The sequence below is a fragment of the Microbacterium sp. genome, assembly GCF_049661145.1.
Classification (GTDB): domain Bacteria; phylum Actinomycetota; class Actinomycetes; order Actinomycetales; family Microbacteriaceae; genus Microbacterium.
Genome location: NZ_JBASZT010000268.1, coordinates 1 through 18,478, shown reverse-complemented (window position 1 = coordinate 18,478; position 18,478 = coordinate 1). Strand labels below are relative to the sequence as shown.

General features: G+C 68.3%; 16 protein-coding genes and 2 pseudogenes. 13 read left to right on the top strand and 5 right to left on the bottom strand.

Annotated features, from left to right (window positions below):
- Positions 1 to 399, top strand: a pseudogene (locus WBP48_RS11465) (hypothetical protein); the annotation flags it as partial.
- 66 nt (positions 400 to 465) lie between these two features.
- Here the strand turns inward: WBP48_RS11465 and WBP48_RS11460 are convergent.
- A complete protein-coding gene (locus WBP48_RS11460) occupies positions 466 to 2,061 on the bottom strand; it encodes a helix-turn-helix domain-containing protein (protein ID WP_424440522.1) in 1,596 nt (531 codons plus the stop codon).
- A 128-nt stretch (positions 2,062 to 2,189) separates the two neighbouring features.
- Here WBP48_RS11460 and WBP48_RS11455 point away from each other — a divergent pair, with 128 nt between their 5' ends.
- The 8 genes and pseudogenes from WBP48_RS11455 to gap all read left to right on the top strand — a co-directional run bounded on the left by WBP48_RS11455 (position 2,190) and on the right by gap (position 10,934).
- Positions 2,190 to 4,055 (top strand): SIP domain-containing protein, encoded by a 1,866-nt coding sequence (locus tag WBP48_RS11455; protein WP_424440520.1) that lies wholly within the window; start codon positions 2,190 to 2,192, stop codon positions 4,053 to 4,055.
- Between the two features lie 51 nt (positions 4,056 to 4,106).
- On the top strand, positions 4,107 to 5,093 hold the full coding sequence (locus tag WBP48_RS11450) for an ABC transporter substrate-binding protein (RefSeq protein ID WP_424440518.1): 987 nt from the start codon (positions 4,107 to 4,109) through the stop codon (positions 5,091 to 5,093).
- Positions 5,090 to 6,133, top strand: coding sequence for a FecCD family ABC transporter permease (locus tag WBP48_RS11445; protein WP_424440516.1), 1,044 nt, complete (start codon positions 5,090 to 5,092; stop codon positions 6,131 to 6,133). The genes WBP48_RS11450 and WBP48_RS11445 overlap by 4 nt, the downstream gene beginning before the upstream one ends.
- The gene (locus tag WBP48_RS11440) at positions 6,130 to 7,203 is read left to right on the top strand and encodes a FecCD family ABC transporter permease (protein WP_424440514.1); all 1,074 of its coding nucleotides are present in this window, start codon (positions 6,130 to 6,132) and stop codon (positions 7,201 to 7,203) included. Before WBP48_RS11445 ends, WBP48_RS11440 begins: the two co-directional genes overlap by 4 nt.
- Positions 7,200 to 8,043 (top strand): annotated as a pseudogene (locus WBP48_RS11435) (ATP-binding cassette domain-containing protein). Before WBP48_RS11440 ends, WBP48_RS11435 begins: the two are co-directional and overlap by 4 nt.
- A 231-nt stretch (positions 8,044 to 8,274) precedes the next feature.
- Positions 8,275 to 9,039 carry a nucleoside phosphorylase gene (locus WBP48_RS11430; RefSeq protein WP_424440512.1) on the top strand — a complete coding sequence of 255 codons (765 nt, stop codon included), beginning with the start codon at positions 8,275 to 8,277 and terminating at the stop codon, positions 9,037 to 9,039.
- 268 nt (positions 9,040 to 9,307) lie between these two features.
- Positions 9,308 to 9,907: a TetR/AcrR family transcriptional regulator gene (locus WBP48_RS11425; protein WP_424440510.1), complete on the top strand. Its 600-nt coding sequence runs from the start codon at positions 9,308 to 9,310 to the stop codon at positions 9,905 to 9,907.
- Between the two features lie 31 nt (positions 9,908 to 9,938).
- Positions 9,939 to 10,934: a type I glyceraldehyde-3-phosphate dehydrogenase gene (gap, locus tag WBP48_RS11420; RefSeq protein WP_424440508.1), complete on the top strand. Its 996-nt coding sequence runs from the start codon at positions 9,939 to 9,941 to the stop codon at positions 10,932 to 10,934.
- A gap of 305 nt (positions 10,935 to 11,239) precedes the next feature.
- Here gap and WBP48_RS11415 read toward each other — a convergent pair whose 3' ends face one another.
- Positions 11,240 to 12,397, bottom strand: a complete 1,158-nt coding sequence (locus WBP48_RS11415; RefSeq protein WP_424440506.1) for a Fic family protein — start codon at positions 12,395 to 12,397, stop codon at positions 11,240 to 11,242.
- A gap of 126 nt (positions 12,398 to 12,523) precedes the next feature.
- On the opposite strand from WBP48_RS11415, the gene WBP48_RS11410 reads away from it, so the two are divergent.
- From WBP48_RS11410 to WBP48_RS11395, 4 genes are all read left to right on the top strand, one after another.
- Positions 12,524 to 12,829 (top strand): helix-turn-helix domain-containing protein, encoded by a 306-nt coding sequence (locus WBP48_RS11410; RefSeq protein WP_424440504.1) that lies wholly within the window; start codon positions 12,524 to 12,526, stop codon positions 12,827 to 12,829.
- 10 nt (positions 12,830 to 12,839) lie between these two features.
- Positions 12,840 to 14,006: a type II toxin-antitoxin system HipA family toxin gene (locus WBP48_RS11405; protein ID WP_424440502.1), complete on the top strand. Its 1,167-nt coding sequence runs from the start codon at positions 12,840 to 12,842 to the stop codon at positions 14,004 to 14,006.
- Positions 14,007 to 14,140: 134 nt separating this feature from the next.
- Entirely contained in the window at positions 14,141 to 14,392 is a 252-nt protein-coding gene (locus WBP48_RS11400) for a DUF3303 domain-containing protein (RefSeq protein WP_424440500.1), read from the top strand.
- A 141-nt stretch (positions 14,393 to 14,533) separates the two neighbouring features.
- Positions 14,534 to 15,520, top strand: a complete 987-nt coding sequence (locus WBP48_RS11395) for a nucleoside hydrolase (RefSeq protein ID WP_424440498.1) — start codon at positions 14,534 to 14,536, stop codon at positions 15,518 to 15,520.
- A gap of 113 nt (positions 15,521 to 15,633) precedes the next feature.
- Here the strand turns inward: WBP48_RS11395 and WBP48_RS11390 are convergent, their stop codons facing one another.
- The 3 genes from WBP48_RS11390 to WBP48_RS11380 all read right to left on the bottom strand — a co-directional run.
- The gene (locus WBP48_RS11390) at positions 15,634 to 16,437 is read right to left on the bottom strand and encodes an ABC transporter ATP-binding protein (protein ID WP_424440496.1); all 804 of its coding nucleotides are present in this window, start codon (positions 16,435 to 16,437) and stop codon (positions 15,634 to 15,636) included.
- On the bottom strand, positions 16,434 to 17,528 hold the full coding sequence (locus WBP48_RS11385; RefSeq protein WP_424440494.1) for a FecCD family ABC transporter permease: 1,095 nt from the start codon (positions 17,526 to 17,528) through the stop codon (positions 16,434 to 16,436). Before WBP48_RS11385 ends, WBP48_RS11390 begins: the two co-directional genes overlap by 4 nt.
- Positions 17,525 to 18,478 (bottom strand): FecCD family ABC transporter permease (locus tag WBP48_RS11380; RefSeq protein ID WP_424440492.1); only part of this gene is annotated, 954 nt, incomplete at its 5' end. The genes WBP48_RS11385 and WBP48_RS11380, both read right to left, overlap by 4 nt.

Sequence of the window (18,478 nt, the reverse complement as noted above, 5' to 3'; positions counted from 1 at the left end):
GCAGAAGGGAGCATCATGACCATCCACTCGGTGTCTGCTCGTCGCACCCGCAGGGGGCTGCTTCGCTCGGGGCTGATCCTCGCCGGCATCCTCGCCGTGCTCGACATCGGCGCCGCCATCGTTCAGTTCGGCGGCGGGGACCTGTTTCCGACGGTCGTCGCGGTCGTGATGGTCGTGCTCGGGGCGGCGACCCTCGTGCTCGTGGCGCTGGCGTGGCGCGGCAGCCGCTGGGCGGCGTGGACGGCTGCGGGGCTGCGGTTGGCGTCGGCGTTGACGGGACTGCCGGCGTTCTTCGTCGAGGGCGTGCCGGCCGGGGCCGTGATCGCCGCGGCATCCGGCATCGTGCTCGCCGTGGCGGCCGGCGCGCTCATCGCTCTCGGCCTGGAGTCGCGGCGATGAACGCGGTCACGACCGCTCGCGACGCCCGTCGAGCGGATGCCGGGGGCGCGGCGCACCGGAGAGTAGCTAGGCCGCTGCCTGTTCCCGGTAGTCGCGCGGCGACATCCCGTGGAATCGCGTGAATGCGGCGCTGAACGTCGGCAGATGGGCGTAGCCGGTGCGGCGGGCGACGACGCTCGGCTTGGCGCCCCCGGCCAGAAGGTCGCGAGCGATCCGCATGCGGGCGGCGTAACGCCAGCGGGCGAAGCTCATGCCGGTCTCCGCGAGGAAGGCCTGACGGACGCCCTCGGGCAGGTCGACGATGGCCGTATCGCGGGACGCGCCGACATGTCGTAGGTAATGCATGGCGGCCTCCCGAGCGCGGGGATGCGTTGGCATCGGCACCGTGAGCGCGCGCTGCTCGGCGAGCTGCTCGGCGAACAGCCCGAGAATGTGACCACGGTCATAGCCATCCGGTCTCAGCGGGGTGCGGGAGCTGATCGCACAGAACATCAGGTAGTCGTCCCATATCGGCGCGAACTGCGCCTGTAGCGGCTCGGTAAGCGAGAGCTCGGCGGTGCTCGCCGTTCCGATCGGCAGTGAGATGGAGTTCTCACGGATGCCGGTGGTGTGCTCCACCTGGGCAGGAATCCAGGTGGCGGCGCCGCGGTGCCGTTCGTGCCGGCGCCCGGCGATGTCCACGTAACCGCTGCCGCGGTACATCCAGCTGAGCACGTGCGTCTCGTTGGTATGCGACGGCGTGTGCGCCGCGGGCAGCAGTTCGGTGGAGTTGAGGGAGAGATCACCGCGCGCTATGCCGCCGAGATCGTCGGCCAGACGCGCCGCCGTGATCCGCGCGGAAACGTCGCCGCCCAGGTGGACGGTGGCGAGGTGCGTCCGGATCTCGAACGGCGTGGATCCGTAATGGTGGACGAAGGCACGTGTGAAGCCGTTGCGACTCGCGAAACCGACCCGCGCTGCGACCTCGTCGATCTCGTATCCCGCCGTCAGGAACTCAACGGCTGCGCTCATCCTGCATCGCAGCCGCCACTTCTCGAACGTGACCCCGGTGGCGAGAAAGTCGCGCCGCAGGGTTCGCGCGCTGGAGCGCACCTGACTCGCCCACTCCTCGACCGTGAGCTCGATGGCGGGGTCACGCAGCAGACCGTGTGCCACGGTCCGGGCGGTCGCCGTCTTCGGCATCACGAGCGGGTCTTGCGGGCTGGCAAGCGCCGCGACTCCGTCCGGCACGGGTGGGGTGAGCGGGCTGCCGGAGTGGTGGAGCAGTTCAGCGAGCGCATCGTGCGAGTAGCCTCGCCCGCTGAGCGGGGTGACCTGCAGATTGAAGTACTGGATCAGCCAGTCTTTCGTGCCGTCGGGAACCGCGAATCGTCTCGGCACAGCGAGGGCGCCGGCCGCGACCCGCGGATGCGTCAGCAACGGAAACGCGATCGTGCCGGGCTCGGTGGCGATCGTCCAGGATGCGCCGCGCTTCGTCGGCATCCAGGCGCACTCGCCCGCGCCGAGCAGGATCTCGGGATGGTCGCCCACGCGTACGGATGCCGAGCCGGAGCGGACCCAGAGCAGGAGGTGGTCGGTCTGGTCCCAGACTCCGCCCGATCGAATCGGAGGGATCGGCGGTGGGCGATGGGTGCTCGCCGGGGAGAACCCAGAACCTGGCATCTCCTCACTATATGGCAGTCTGCGCACAGCACATCCGGTAAGGGTTGCCTAATCTTATCGAAGACGTGCCGACATTGGTCCGGCGTGCCCTGTTTCCGTTGCCCCCGCCCGAAGGTGCCCCGCCTCGCATGCCGAAGACTTCACGCCGACTCACGGTGCGTCCCCTGACTCTGCGTGAGGTCGAGGTCGTCCGGGTGCACGATGTGACATCCGGAATGCGGCGGATCACGCTCGCGGGGGAACAGCTCGGCGAGTTCGTCGCCGTCGGTGGCGGTGCTCAACCGGCATTCGACTCGGCAGGCTTCGACGACGACATTCGACTGGTCTTCAGCTACCCAGGGCACGACCGCCCGGTGTTGCCGGTGCAGAAGGAGAAGGGCCTGGACGTTCCGCGCGATCCTCGGCCGCTGGCGAGGATCTACACCGTCAGGCGCTGGGATGCCGAGACCGGTGAGCTGGACGTCGATTTCGTCAAGCACGGCATTGGAGTCGGCACGACCTGGGCATATCGGGCTCGCCCCGGCGACCGCATCCACTTCTTCGGGCCGGCATCGTCTCGCGGGTTGCCGGAGGATGCGGACTGGCTCTTGGTCGCCGGTGACGACACCGCCCTGCCGGCGATCGCGCGCCTGCTCGACGAGTTGCCGACCAGTGCCAGGGCGCAGGTGTTCATCGAGATCGCCGATGAGGAACATCGCCAGCAGCTGCGGGAGCTTTCCGGCGTCGAGGTGACGTGGCTGGTGCGCGACGGGGTCGAGGCCGGCACGACCACGCAGCTGTTGGACGCCGTCAGAAGCAGCGTCTGGTGGGAGGGGAAGGCGTTCGCGTGGGTCGCCGGCGAGCACAAGGCCGTGCGCGATATCCGACGTCATCTGGTCGAGGAGCGGGCCGTGCCCAAGGCGGACATCGAGTTCATCGGGTACTGGCGGCGCGGTGATGTCGTCGCGCTGGAACAGGATGCCGCGGTGCCCGACCCCGAGAAGACGAAGACCCCGTTCGAGACGCTCCACGATCTCGCCGAACTGATCCCGCCGATCGCGATTCGCACCGCGGTCGAGCTCGGTGTGCCCGAGCTGATCTCGCGCGGTGTGACGGGCGTGCGGGAGCTGTCGACCCGGGTGGATGCCGACGAGCGCGCGCTCGGCAAGCTGCTGCGCTATCTGCACGCGCTGAACCTCGTGTCCGAGACGGCGCCCGGTCATTACGCGCTCACGCCGGTAGGCGAGGTGCTGACTCTCGAGTTCATGATCGAGGCGCTGCACCCCGCCGGAGTCGTGGGGCGAGAGGTGCGCGGCATTTACGGCCTGACCGAGTCCGTTCGCACCGGCCGCTCGTCCTATGCCTCGGTCACCGGGCAGACGTTCACCGAGGTCCGGTCGGAGCAGGCCTACGAGGACCGCTACCTGGAGCGCCTGGCGAAGTTTCAGGCGACCCTGGCTGAGCCGATCGCCAGATCGGAGCTGCTCACCGGCATCCATCATCTGGTCCTCCACTCCGGTGGCGCGGGTGCCCAGGCGCGTGAGTTCGTGGCCGTCCATCCCGACCTGCGCGTCACGATCTGCGCGCTCACGGCACAGGCGGACTGGTTGCGCCGTGACCTCCCCGACACGATTCCCGACGAGGACCAGCGTGCCCGGGTCAGCGTCGTGGAGCAGTCGGTCTTCGAGCCCAGTCCGCCCGCCGATGCCGTTCTCGTCATCCGCGCGTTCAAGAACCTGCCCGATTCCGACGCCGCCCACGCCCTGCGCCGAGCGGCCGAGAATCTCCCTTCCGCCGGCCGGGTGCTGCTGGTCGAGGAGGTTTTCGACACCGACGAACTCGACGAGCACGACGGCGAAGCAGACCTGCTCGCCCTCGCTGTCCACGGCTCCGGGCTGCGCACGGCTGGCGAGCTCGAGGCCGTCGTCGCGCGGGCCGGCCTCATCCAGGTCGGGCAGCACACGGTCGGCTGGGGGACGACCGTCCACGAGCTCTCTCGCGCCGGCATCCACTGACACTCCGCACCCGCTCACGAAGAGAACAAGAAGAGAGAGAGGAACACAGCAATGAGCACGACATCCTTGGGACGACGGGGCGCGGCGCTCGCCGCTGCCGTGCTGAGTGCGGCACTCGTCCTGTCCGGTTGCAGCAGCAACGGCGAAGAGCCCGCCGCTTCGGGCGGTCAGCTGCACACGATCACCGCCGACAACGGCAGCGTCGAGGTTCCGGTCGCACCCACACGCGTCGTGACGATCGGCAACACGACGCTACCGTTCATCGACATGGGCGGCGAGCCCGTCGGCGTCACCGACGTGAGCGACTCCGAGCTCAGCCTTATCCCGGCGGAGCAGAAGGCGACGTTCGAGGCGGCCACCAACCTCGGTACCAGTGCCGATCAGGTCGACATGGAGAAGCTCGCGAGCCTGAAGCCCGACCTCATCCTCGCCCAGTTCCCGGCCAGCGAGTTCGAGCCGCTCGAAAAGGAACTCGAAGCGATCGCGCCGACGGTCTTCTGGGGGCTCGACGTCGAGTGGAAGGAACTCGCCGACGGTGTCGCCGAGGCTGGAAACGTGACGGACGGGCTCACCGAGCAGAAGACGGCGTTCGAGGACAAGATCGCGACGATGAAGCAGACGTATGCCGACATCATCGCCAACACGAAGTTCGTCAACGTGGATCGCTGGGCGAGCTCTGACCCGGGGACCTTCTCGGTCGCGGACTTCGGCTGTGTCGAGATCGCCCAGGGCGACCTGGGGATGGACTTCCCCCAGGCTGCCGAAGGCGAAGACCCGCTCGGTTGGACTTCCCTGCCGTTCGAGCAGCTGGCCGAGCTTTCTCAGTACGACGTGATCACTTACCCCGTGGATGCCGAGGGCAACCCGACGGAGCCCTTTGCGCCGGTCGTCGAGACCAACACCTGGCAGGCGCTTCCGGCCGTGAACTCCGGCCGCGCGCTCGGGCTCTTCTGCCCGGGCAACAACTCCTACGGCCCCGTCCTGCAGTACTTGGACTCGCTCGACGCCGCCCTGGCGACCCTGCCCGCCACCGAGTGACGGCGCTCGTCCCGCGCTCGACCGGCCCGGTCACCGCAACGGTGGCCGGGCCGCGTCGGCGTGCGGTCGGCCTGATCGTCGCTGTCGGGGTGCTTCTGGCGTTGCTGGTGCTGAGCGTGATGATCGGCTCGACGACGATTTCTCCGTCGACCGTGTGGGACGCGCTGTTCCACCCGTCTGTCGACATCGATCAGTTCGCGATCCGCGACTACCGGCTGCCGCGTACGATGATCGGTCTGGTCGTCGGAATCGCGCTCGGGATGTCGGGTGCGCTCATCCAAGCTCTCACCCGCAATCCGCTCGCCGATCCCGGGATCCTCGGCGTCCACGCCGGTGCGTCGTTCGCCGTGACGGTCGCGGTGGGTGTGCTCGGCATCCGCGACATTCGCGGCTTCATGTGGTTCGCCTTCGTCGGTGCGCTGATCGTGACGCTCATGGTGCTCGCGCTGGGCTCGACCAGGCGCGGCCAGGCGCCGGTGGTGATGGTCCTCGCCGGAATCAGCATCGGGGCGGTGCTCGGCGGCGCCCGGGAGGCGCTCCAGCTGAGCGACCCGGATGCCTTCGACGCGATGCGGTCCTGGAACGCCGGGTCGATCGCGGGCCGGGCGCTCGATCTGGTCTGGCCGATCCTGCCGTTCTTCGTCATCGCGCTCGTCCTGGCCTTCATCGCGTCGGCATCGCTCAACGCGATGGCGTTGGGTGACGAGCTCGCGGTCGCCCAGGGTGTGAGGTTGGTGCGCACCCGTCTGCTTGCGATTCTTGCGGTCACGCTGCTCGCCGGGGGAGCGACGGCGATCGTCGGTCCGATCGGATTCGTCGGCCTCATGGTCCCGCACGTCGCCCGCTGGATCGTCGGGCCGCATCAGCGATGGATCTTCGTCTACAGTGTCCTGATTGCGCCGAGCCTGCTGCTGGCCTCGGACATTCTCGGTCGGTTTGTGATCTCGCCCGGTGAGCTTCCCGTGGGAATCGTGACGGCATTCGTGGGTGCGCCGGTGCTGATCGCGCTCGTGCGTCGCCAAAAGGCGAGCGCGCTATGACTCGTGCTTCCATCGATCGGGCCGAGCGCGCGGTGGACTTCGGGCGACCGACGATTGTCGTGCGGCGCGCGCGGTTCGGCGTGCGCATCGACCTGCGCACCCTGATCGTATGCGTGTCGCTGGCGGTGGCCGTAATGGCGGTCGCCGTGGTGGCGCTGACGTCAGGGTCCTATCAACTCGGCATCCTGCAGGTGATCTCCGCGCTCGCGGGGCGAGAGAGCGGGATCGTGCACGAGATCGTCGTCGAGTGGCGGCTTCCCCGGGTCGTTGCGACGGTGGTCTTCGGTGCGGCGCTCGGCGTGAGTGGCGCCATGTTCCAATCATTGACCCGCAACGCGCTGGCCTCGCCCGACGTGATCGGGTTCTCGTCCGGGTCGTACACCGGCGCACTGATCGTGATCATCCTCGTCGGCGGCAGCTACATTCAGGTCGCAGCCGGTGCGCTGCTGGGCGGCGTCGCGACCGCTGTGCTCGTGTACGTCCTCGCCTGGCGGCGGGGTGTCCAGGGGTTCCGGCTCGTCGTGGTCGGCATTGGCGTGTCGGCGATGCTGGCATCGCTGAACACGTGGATGCTGCTCAAGGCGAAGCTCGAAGTGGCGATGGCCGCTGCGGCGTGGGGTGCGGGGTCGCTGAACGGGGTGTCGTGGGACCAGGTCGCGATCGGCAGCGCATTCATCGCCGTGCTGCTGGTGGGTGCCGGGCTGCTCAGCCGGCCGATGCGCCAGCTGGAGCTCGGGGACGACACTGCAGCGGCACAGGGGGTGTCGGTGGCCATCACGCGACTGGGACTGATCGTCGTCGGTGTGGCATTGACGGCGACGGTGACCGCGGCATCCGGACCCATCGTCTTCATCGCGCTGTCAGCGCCGCAGATCGCCCGCCGACTTGCCCGCACCGCCGGGATCACCCTCGCACCCGCCGCGTTCGCCGGCGCACTGCTGTTGGGGGTGGCGGACCTCATCGCGCAGCGCATCGCCCCCACACCACTGCCCGTCGGGGTGATCACCGTCATGATCGGCGGCGGATATCTGGGCTGGCTGTTGTTCATCGAAGCACGGAGACGCCTATGAACGTTGACCCTCGCGATGACGACCGACTCCGGGTGGAGTCGGCGACGATCGGGTACGACAGAAGGATCATCTCGGAGTCGCTGTCGGTGACGATCCCCGATCGTTCATTCACGGTGATCGTGGGTCCGAACGCGTGCGGCAAGTCGACGCTGCTGCGGGCGCTCTCGCGACTGCTCGCACCTTCCGAAGGCCGGGTGATTCTCGACGGTGCCGACATCCAGTCGCACAAGACGAAAGAGGTGGCCAGACGCATCGGCCTCTTGCCGCAGACCTCGTTGGCTCCCGACGGGATCCGCCGCCGACCTCGTCGCGCGCGGCAGGTACCCGTACCAGGGACTCGTGCGGCAGTGGACTCCGGAGGACGAGCGCGCTGTGCTTCTGGCGATGGATCAAGCTGGTGTGACCGAGCTCGCGGGTCGCGCCGTCGACGAGCTCTCCGGCGGGCAGCGGCAACGCGTGTGGGTGGCGATGGTGCTCGCGCAGCACACCGGCATCCTGCTGCTGGACGAGCCCACCACGTTTCTCGACATCGCCCATCAGCTCGACCTGCTGGAGCTGTTCTCGGACCTCAACCGAGCCGGGCGCACTCTGGTCACCGTGCTGCACGACCTCAATCAGGCCGCCAGATTCGGCACGCACCTCATCGCCATGAGGGACGGCGCCATCGTCGCCGAGGGCCCGCCGGCAGAGATCGTCACCGCCGAGCTCGTGGAGGACGTGTTCGGATTGCGGTGCCTGGTCGTGCCGGATCCCGTGGCGGGAACGCCGCACGTCGTGCCATTGGGGAGGGAGCGTGCGACATCACCGACACGGGAAAAGTCACCGACACAGGACGTGTGAACGGTGACATGTCCTGTTCTGGTGAGATTTCCTGTGTCCGTGACGGGCCGCCACGCTGCCACGCCGAGAAGCCACCGGTCACACGCCCGAAACGCGCGGCGACTAGCGTGAGTCGCGTCCTATCAACCCGGCATGCCTAGGGCGGGGACCGGCGGCATTCTCCGCCACATTTGCCGCCACCGCATCCTCGCCGCACGGTCGCCGCACCGACATCGCATCCGGGAGAACGACATGAGCACTGTCGACAAGTCACAGGTCGGGCTGACTGAGCGTCAGTATCACATCGCCGTCGCGCCGGGAGAGGTGTCGACGGTGGCGCTGCTGCCGGGCGATCCGTTCCGCGTGCCGTTCGTCGCGGAGTCTCTCACCGACGTGCGCGAGGTCGCCCACAATCGTGAGCATCGCACGATGACCGGCTGGTACAAGGGGCGGCACATTACCGCGACCTCCACCGGCATGGGATGCCCGTCCACGGCGATCGCCGTCGAGGAGTTGCACCGTGTCGGCGTGAAGAGCGTGATCCGCGTCGGCAGCTCGGCGGGCCTGCAGCCGGGCGTCACGCCCGGCGACCTGCTCGTGAGCGAGGGCAGCTTCCGCAACGACGGCACGACCGAGGCGTACGTCCCGAAGGGCTATCCCGCGGTGCCCGACCTGGAACTCACCCTCGCGCTCAAGAAGCACGCCGAGCGTCTCGCGGCCGCATCGGGCACGTCGGCGCACTTCGGCATCAGCGCGAGTGACGATGCGTTCTACGCCGAGACGCCGGAGTGGATCGCGACGGTGTCGGGCATGGGCATCCTCAACGTCGAGATGGAGGCGTCGGCGATGTACGTCGTCGCGCGGCTGCGCGGCATGCGCGCCGGCATGGTCTGCGCCGTCTCGAGCAACCTCGTCGAGGGCGCGTCGCTCTACGGTGACACGAAGCGGGCGCTGAGGGATGCGTGGATGCGGTCGATCGAGGCGGCACTCGAAACCGCGGTCGAGCTCGAACTCTAACTCGAAAGTCTCGCGACATGAGCCAGACCTTCTCGCCCCACGGCGCGGCAGCGCCACTGAAAAGCTGAAGCGAAAGTCTCGCAACACGACCCAGACTTTCTCGCCCGAAGGCGCGGCAGCGCCACTGAAAGGGCTGAGCGCGAAGCCGATCGAGACGAAATGCAGCGCACGAGCGATTTCGACGAGGCGGTGATCGGCGCGTGCTGCTTCTGGGTGTTCGGCACGCGGCGAGTTGTGCGCTGTACATACTAGTTGTTACAGTTTTCGCATGGGTGCACGCGATCAGCTGACGGGCGCGATGGCGGAGTTGCTCTGGGAGCGTGGCGATGCCGCGACGAGCCCGCGCGATGTCATGGCGCGGACGGGAGTCGGCCAGGGCAGCATGTACCACCACTTCAGCGGCAAGCATGAACTCGCGGTCGAGGCGTTGTCGGCGGTCACCGGCGACCTCACCGGCGTGACCTCGCTACTGGAGGGAGAAGGATCTCCGCTGGAGCGCATGAAGCGCTACCTATCGATGCCGCGTCCGGGCACTCAAGGCTGCCGGGTGGGCAGGATGACCCAATACCCCGAGGTCGTGTCGGATGCGGAACTGATCGCGATCGTCGCCGATGCTTTTGACGTGCTGCTCGGCCGCTGGGAGCGGGCGATCGCCGCCGCAATCGCCGCCGGCGAGTTGCCCGCGAACACCGTTCCGGCCGACCTTGCCCGGACGCTCGCCGCAGTGATTCAGGACGGCTACGTGCTCGCCCGCGCCAAGGGGGAGCAGGAACCGATGGATGCGGCGATCCGCGGAGCCCTCAGCCTGCTCGATGCCGCCTCCGCCTCCGCCTATGCCGCCTCTGCCGTCCAAGGCGCCGATCGCTGAACGCTCACCACCTCGAGGACGATACACAACCATGACCATTCGCATCGGAATCAACGGTTTCGGCCGCATCGGTCGCAGCTACCTGCGCGCAGCCCTGCGCAGCGGTGCAGATGTCGAGGTCGTTGCGATCAACGACATCACCGACGCAGCTACGCTCACCGCGCTCCTCGAATGGGACTCGATCTCCGGACACCTCGACGGTGTTCACCTTGATGGCGATGTGATCGTCGTCGACGGGTCGCGCATCCGCGTCACCTCGGAGCGTGAACCGGCCCGCATCCCGTGGCACGAGGAGCGCGTGGATGTCGTGATCGAGTCCACCGGCCGGTTCACCGATGCGGCCAGTGCCCGCCAGCACCTGGCAGCAGGCGCTCGCAAGGTCATCATCTCCGCGACGGCGGATGGCGACGTGCCCGCGCTCGTGCTCGGGGTCAACGACGAGGGTGTCGACCTCACCGGGGACGTGTTCTCGAACGGCTCGTGCACCACCAACTGCCTCGCCCCGATGGTGAAAGTGTTGCACGAGGCTTTCGGCATCGAATCCGGGCTTATGACCACGATCCACGCCTACACCAGCGACCAGCGACTCCACGACGCGCCCCACGGCGACCTCCGGCGGGCTCGCGCCGCCGCGCTGTCCACCATCCCGACCTCCTCCGGTGCCGGTCGCACGATTGGGCGGATCGTCCCCGAGCTTGACGGCAGGCTCACCGCCGTCTCGCTACGAGTGCCCGTTCCGGTTGGCTCGATCACGGACCTCACCGCTACACTCACCCGGCCGGCGACCGTCGACGAAGTCAACGCGGCCTTCCGCGACGCGGCCGACCGTCCGGGATTGTCGCCGTACCTCGCTTACTCGGAAGCCCCGCTCGTCTCCGCCGACATCGTCGGCAACCCCCACTCGGCGATCTTCGACGCACCCCTCACGCAGGTGGTCGGCGATCAGGTCAAGGTTTTCGCCTGGTACGACAACGAATGGGGCTTCTCGAACCGGCTCGTAGAGCTGTCCCAGCTGGTCAGCGCGTAGCTCGAGGAGGTGCATTCCCCCTTGCTCGCTCATCCAGCCGTTCACGTGCCTGTCCCAGTCATCGGAGTATCCTGATGCCCCTCCTCTATCGGGATACCGCCGTTCATCCGGCGTGAATGGTCGGCAACCGCGGGAATGGCGGCATCACGTGTCGGATGAACCCCGCGGGTATCCGCTCATCCGGCTGAAGTGGTCGCTTCGTGCGCGAATGACAGCACAACGGGACGGATGAACCGTCACCGCGTCGCGGCACACGCACCGCGTCGCGTCAGACGCACCGCGTCGCGCTAGACGTGCTGCCCGCGTCAGAGGTGTCGCCCGCGGCGGGCGCGTTCGGCGAAGCCGTCGAGGGCGTCGAGGATCTCGGGCGCCTGCCAGAGGCGGTAGCGCTCGCCCCCGGCTGCCTGGGTGAGCACCCCGGCGTCGACGAGGCGGCGGATGGCCGCGCCTGCTGCGACGTCGCTGACGTGCAGCTCGTCCGCGATGATCGCTGCACTCAGCATGGGCCTGGTCTGCAGCAGATCGAGCAGCCGGTGCACGGCGGAGTCAGAGCGTGCCGCCACCACCGACACCCACCGGCTGCGGGCTGCGGCGATCGCGCCAATGAGGGTGCGCGCGTTGCCGATCGCGGCGAATGAGGCGTCCGCGATCGCACGGACGATGGCATCGGCATCCCCCGCGCGATAGCTGGTGAGGGCATCGGCATCCCCCGCGCGATAGCTGGTGAGGGCATCGAAGTAGTCGCGCGGGCTGTGCAGCAGCCCGGCCGAGACGGGCACGACCGTGTGCCGGGTGAGGCCGCCGGCCCGGAGCATCGCGTGCAGCAGTGCCCGGCCGGTGCGCCCGTTGCCGTCGGGGAAAGGATGGATGGTCTCGAACTGCGCGTGCGCGATCGCCGCCTGCACCAGCACGGGAACGTCGGTGCGGTCGGCGAAGTAGAGCAGGTCGCCCATCAGCTGGGGCACGCGATCATGGTGCGGGGGCACGAACTCCGCGCCGTGTGGTGACAGGCTCGTTCCGCCGATCCAGACCTGCTGCGACCGCCACCTCCCGACGATGCCAGGCGCCGACTCGCCGAGCAGCGCAGCGTGCATTGCGATCACCGCGGACTCGTCCAACTGCGTGCTCAGCCGCAGTGCGGCCTGCATCGCACGGGTGTTCGCGGCGACGAGCTTCGCGTTCGGCGATCGGCCCTTGCCGAGCTCGGCCAACGCCACCGCTTTCGCCCCGGCCGTGAGGTTCTCCACCTCCGAACTCGACGCCGACTCGGTACGCAGCAAGATCGCCGCGAACGCGCCGGCGATCGGGGCAGCCTCGGCATCGAATCGCACCAGCTCGGCGCTCGCGTCGTCTGCCGCAGCGAGCACTTCCGGGTCGAGCACGACCTGCGCGCCCGCGATCAGCGGCGGAACCGCCGCCTCGTATTCGCGCCCGATGCGGCGGAGCTGGCGCCGCGAGCGCACCTCTTGCCCCGTGGAGTGCTCGCCGGAACATAGAGCGACACCCTGAGAATCTCGCGCAGTGTTTGCATCAACGAACGATGAGTCTAAAGCCTTGTAGATAAAGCTATGTTGGTCTAAACTCGAATCATGTCATCGACTCCCGTTCCCGTCAAGCGTTCGATGCGCACGATCGGGCAGAACGTCGCGACCCAGCGGAAGCTGCTGGGGCTCACCGCGCGAATGGTCGCCGAGCGTGCCGGTACCACGCCGCCGACGATCAGCAAGCTCGAGAACGGCGAAGGCACGACCCTCGAGATCACCCTGCGCGTCCTGCGCGTCCTGGGATTGATGGAGGCCGTCGTGGCCGCTACCGATCCTTTCAGCACCGAGCGGGGCCGGATGCTGGTAGGGGAGAAGCTCCCCGAGCGCGTCCGGGTGCGAGGCGATGGCTGACGTCTATGGAGTGACGACAGTCGTCGGCCGCAGGGAGGTGCTCGCCGGCCGGATCTACCGCACTCGAGCGTCCGGCTCGTTCGAGTACGACGCGGACTATCTGCGCATGCGCGAGGCGTTCGCGCTGGCGCCGGCTTTGGGTCTGTTCCCTGGCGCCCAGCCGCTGCTGCCCACGAATCCGTTCAGCGACTCCGCACCGGATACCTGGGGCAGGAAGGTTCAGAAACGCGCGGCAGGCCGACGGCTCGACGAGCTCACCCTCATGTTCGGCGTCAACGACGAAGGCCGCCAGGGGGCGACACGCTTCTGGGTCGACGGGGTCGCTGTCACCGCCGGCGACGGCGTTCCTGTCGAAGCGGAGCTTGCGGACATCATCCGTGTCGCCGATCAGATCGAGCGGGGTGATACCGACATCGACGATGTCGCGTTGCGTCGTCTGTTCCGCGCGACCGGGTCTCTCGGCGGCGCGCGGCCCAAGGCGAACGTCAGGATCGGCGCCGCACTGTGGCTGGCCAAGTTCCCCAAGCCAGTCGGCGACGACTGGAACGTCATGGCGTGGGAGGCGGCGATGCTCGATGCCATGCGAGAGGCGGGAATCGACACCCCTCAGCACATGACGAAACGGGTGCTCGTCGACGGCGCTGAACGAACGGTGCTGTTCCTGAGGCGTTTCGATCGGTCTGAGGAGGCTGTCCGCATTCCGTACATCTCCGCGATGACGGCGCTGGAAGCCGTCGACGGGGACGGCGCGGACTGGGTTGACGTCGTCGACTTCGCGCAGCTGGCCGGTGCCGACACGACCGAGCTGTGGCGCCGGGCGGTGTTCGGCGCTCTCGTCGGAAATCTCGACGATCACCTCCGAAACCACGGGTTCCTCCGCCGCGGGCCTGCGTGGGTCCTCGCTCCCTCGTTCGACGTCAACCCGGAACCCCTCGGCAACGGAAATCAGCACCAGCTGGCACTCCTGGGCGCCCACGACCTCGAACTCGACTCCTTCATGGGAAAGGACGCGCTGAGCCTGTTCAGCGTCCGACCGACCGCAGCTCAAGAATTCCTCGAACGACTGCAGTCTGTCCTGGCGATGCTGCCTCGACATGCAGCTGCCAATGGCGCCGACGCCCTCTCGATTGAGGTGATGGCCTCTCGAGTCTCGGCGGCTGCTTCGGCGGTGAGCTGAGATGCCGCATGACGAGGTCGATCGCGTGTGGTCGGCGATCATGGGGCTGCGACAATGACGGTGCTGCTCACTCCGAACGAGGAGTGGGACCTCCCGCCGCGGACGGGGTAGCGTGCCCTTCTATGGCGCTCTACATGGTGATCGAGCATTACACGCACGGCGCGAGCGTCGTCTACGAGCGGTTCGCTGCGCGGGGGCGGATGCTGCCCGACGGAGTGGAGTTCATCGACAGCTGGATCGTCGACGAACCGGAACTGCGCACCTGTTACCAGGTGATGCGGGCGTCGGATGCCGCGGCGCTGGAACTCTGGATGTCTCGCTGGTCGGACCTCATCGACTTCGAGCACTTCCCCGTCATCGACTCGGCGGCCGCGCGGGACCGCTGATGCGGTACGGCTCCTGCTCGCACTGCTCACGGCGATCAACGGCGGGGTGCTCTTCCTGCTGGGTGTCGCCTACAACGGCGTTATGCTGCCGATGTGCAACGGCCTGGGTGTCACCCACTCTCCGCACTGAAGGAGATCGTCATGAGCATTCCCATCTACTTCGACACCGATCTGGGCATCGATGATGCGATGGCGCTCGCGTATCTGCTGACCAGTCCCGAGGCCGAGATCGTCGGCATCGGCTCGGTGCACGGCAACGTGGACGCCGAACGGGCGGCAAGGAACGTCCTCGACTTTCTGAGTCTTGCCGGGCGCACCGACATCGAGGTCGCCGTCGGTGCCCGCGATCCCCTCGCGAGCCCGTTCGACGGTGGCGCTCCGATGGTCCACGGTGAAAACGGGATCGGGGAGGTCGACCTCCCCTCTTCGCCACGAGCGGTCGCAGACGAGAGCGCGGCCGAAATGCTCGTGCGCCTCGCGCGCGAGTACGAGGGTCGACTGCGAGTGGTTGCGATCGGTCCGTTCACCAACCTCGCTCTCGCGCTGGCCATCGATCCCGGGATCGCTGCCCGGGTGGACGGTGTCTATGTGATGGGGGGAGCCGCCATGGCGCCGGGAAACATGAGTCCCGTCGCCGAGGCCAACATCATGCACGACCCGGAGGCGGCCGACGCCGTGTTCCAGGCGGCGTGGAACGTCGTCGTCGCGCCGCTGGATGTGACGATGGAACACCGGCTCACGATGGAGCATCGAGACCTCCTGGCGGCCTCGTCATGGGCGCCGAATCGCGCGATCGCGGGGATGCTGGATGTCTACGTGCGGTGGTACGCGCCGATCTTCGGGCAGCCCGTCGTCGCCTTGCACGACCCGATCGCCGCAGCTCTGGCCATCGAGGCCATCGATGTGGCGAGCGCGCCGCGCGTGCAGGTCACGGTGGATGCCACGTACGGGCCCGGCCGGGGGCAGACCATCTGCGACATGCGCGGGCGATTCCTCGGGTACCCGTCGCAGGAGAGTGGCGCCGTCGTGGTGCTGGAGCTGGCCGAGCCGTTCGCCCCGCACCTCATGGAACGCCTGCTCGGGGGCGCGAAAGGGGCGGCGGAGGAGTACGCGTCCGACGCCGCGTGACCGAGCCCGTCCGGCACCGAGCGAGCCGGATCCCAGACCGGTCTACAGCGACTGATTGATCACGAAGCTCACGCAGAGCGGGCCGGTCTCCTGGGTCCATCATGACCCGAGCGTCAGGTACGCCGTGGACGTGCCCGCGGGACGATCATTGGGGTTCCGGTCTCGGGGTCGTCGACGACGACGCAGTTCAGTCCGAAGACGTCGGCGACGAGGTCGGCGGTGAGGATCTGCCGGGGGTCGCCTTCGTCGACGATGCGGCCGTGCTTCATGACGATGAGGTGGCTGGCATACCGGGCGGCGTGGTTGAGGTCGTGCAGCACAGCGACGATCGTGCGTCCCTGGTCGTGCAGGTCGGCGAACAGTTCGAGCAGTTCGATCTGGTGAGAGATGTCGAGGAAGGTGGTCGGTTCGTCCAGCAGCAGGATGCCGGTCTGCTGCGCCAGCGTCATCGCGATCCAGACCCGCTGTCGCTGTCCGCCCGAGAGCATGTCCACGTGCTGGTCGCTGAGGTCTTCGACCGCCGCGGCGCGCAGTGCTTGCAGCACGGCGTGCTCGTCCTGCTCCGACCACTGCGCGAACGGGGTCTGGTGTGGGAATCGCCCGCGCTCGACGAGCCCGGCGACGGTGATTCCTTCCGGCGCCGTCGAAGATTGCGGCAGCAGCCCGATCTGGCGGGCGAGTTCCTTCGGCCGGTGGCGGGCGATGTCACGGCCGTCGAGCGCGATCGTGCCCTGCTGGGGTGCGAGGATGCGGGCGATGCTGCGCAGCAGGGTGGATTTGCCGCATCCGTTCGGCCCGATGATCGCGGTGAATCCGCCGTCGGGGATGCGTGTGCTGAGGTTCTCGACGATGACGTTGCGGTCGTAGGCGAGCGTGACGCTGTCGACGGCGATGCGGTGCGTGTGCGGGGCGGTCATACGCGTCTTCCCTTTCGTGCTTCGCGGACCAGAAGCCAGACGAGGTAGCAGCCGCCGAGGCTGACGGTGACCACTCCGACGGGCAGGATGAGCTCGCCGCCGAAGGCGTGCAGGGCGAGGATGTCGGCGGATGCGAGCAACAGCCCTCCGGTGACGGCGGCCGATACGGGGTCGACGCCGGGGGTGCCGGTGAGTCGGCGCGCGATCTGGGGCGCCGCGAGGGCGACGAAGGCGATCGGTCCGGCGACGGCGGTGACGATCGCGGTGAGCAGGACCCCGGCGAGGATCAGTGTCAGGCGGGTGCGCTCGGGGCGCACGCCGAGGCTGCGCGCGATGTCGTCGCCCATCTCGAGGATCACCATGCGCCGCCACAGCAGCAGGGTCACGGTGAACGGCACGATCAGTGCGAGGGCGGCCGGGGTCAGCCTTTCCCACTGCACGCCGTTGAGGCTGCCCATGCCCCAGAACGCGGCGCTGAGCGCGACGTCGAGGCGGGCGACGAGCATCATCCACGTGTTGAGGGAGGACAGCACGGCGGTCAGGGCGATGCCGACGATGATGATCCCGAACGTGCCCGAGCCCGATCCGCGGGCGACGAGGTAGACGAGTGTTGCCGTGATCATGCCTCCGACGATCGCGCCGGTCGCCGTCTGCGCGAACCCGCCGCCGAGGAAGATGATCGCGACCAGCGCTCCCGTGTACGAACCGGTGGAGAAACCGATGACGTCGGGGGAGCCGAGCGGGTTGCGGGTGAGCGACTGGAAGATCGCTCCGGCCGCGCCCAGGGCCGCACCAAACACGACGGCGGCCACGGCGCGCGCGAGACGCCACTCCAGGACCACCACCGCGGTCATGCCCTCGGCGTTGCCGAGCAGCGCGTTCACGACGCCGAGAGGTGCGACCGTGAAGCGGCCGAGACCGAGCGCGAGTACGAAGACGGCGAGAGTGGCCAGCAGCACCACGGCGATCGCGGTCAACGCCCGCACCGACACGATGCGCGAGAACGACCCGACGCGCACGGGTCGCAGCGAGCGGGCCAGCCGGACGCCGTCCGGTCGCACACGATTCGGTAGCACAGCAGGATCCGTCATCGGGTGCGTGCCCTTCTGCGCCACGCGATGATCACGAGCAGCGGCGCGCCGACGAAAGCGGTCACGATGCCGACCGGCAGCTCGCCGGGCGCGGCCACCCGGCCGATGATGTCGGCCAGCAGCAGCAGGATCGGGCCGAGGATGGCGCTGTAGCCCATGATGCGGCGGTGGTCGGGGCCTGTCATGCGGCGCGCGACGTGGGGCATCATTAAGCCGACGAAGGCGATCGGCCCGGCGATCGCGGTCGCGCTGCCGGCCAGCAGGGTGACCGCCCCGATGCCGACCGCACGGGTGGTCGACACTCTCACCCCGAGCGCTCGCGCGGCATCCTCACCCAGCGACAGGGCGTTGAACGCCCGGCCCGCAAGGAGGGCCAGCGCGAGTCCGATGCCGATGAACGGGAGCAGCGGCGCGATGACGTCCCACGACCGGTTCTGCAGCGATCCCGCGGTCCAGTAGCGCATCTGGTCGAACGCGTCGGGGTGGAGGATCGACAGCGCCGATGTGAAACCGCCCAGGGCCGCACCCACGGCGATGCCGCCGAGGATGAGATGCACGCTCGACAGCATGCGGGTGGCTGAGGTGGCGATGAGGTACACGAGCACGGTCACGACGAGCGCTCCGGCGAAGGCGAACCCGGCGTAGGCGAGCACGGAGCGGACGCCCAGAAGCGCGATCGCGATCGCGACGAAGAACGCGGCACCCGCGTTCACCCCGAGCACGCCGGGATCGGCGAGCGGGTTACGCACCAGCGCCTGCATCACGGCGCCGGCGACCGCGAGCGCCAGCCCGATCGCGGCAGCCGCGACGGTGCGCGGCAGGCGCAACTCCCACACCACGATGTTCGCCTGTGCCGAGCCCGATCCCGAGAGCACCGCCCACACCTCCGGCACCGACAGCGGAGCGGCCCCGACGAACAGGCTCGCCACGAGCGCCACCGCGAGCGCGGC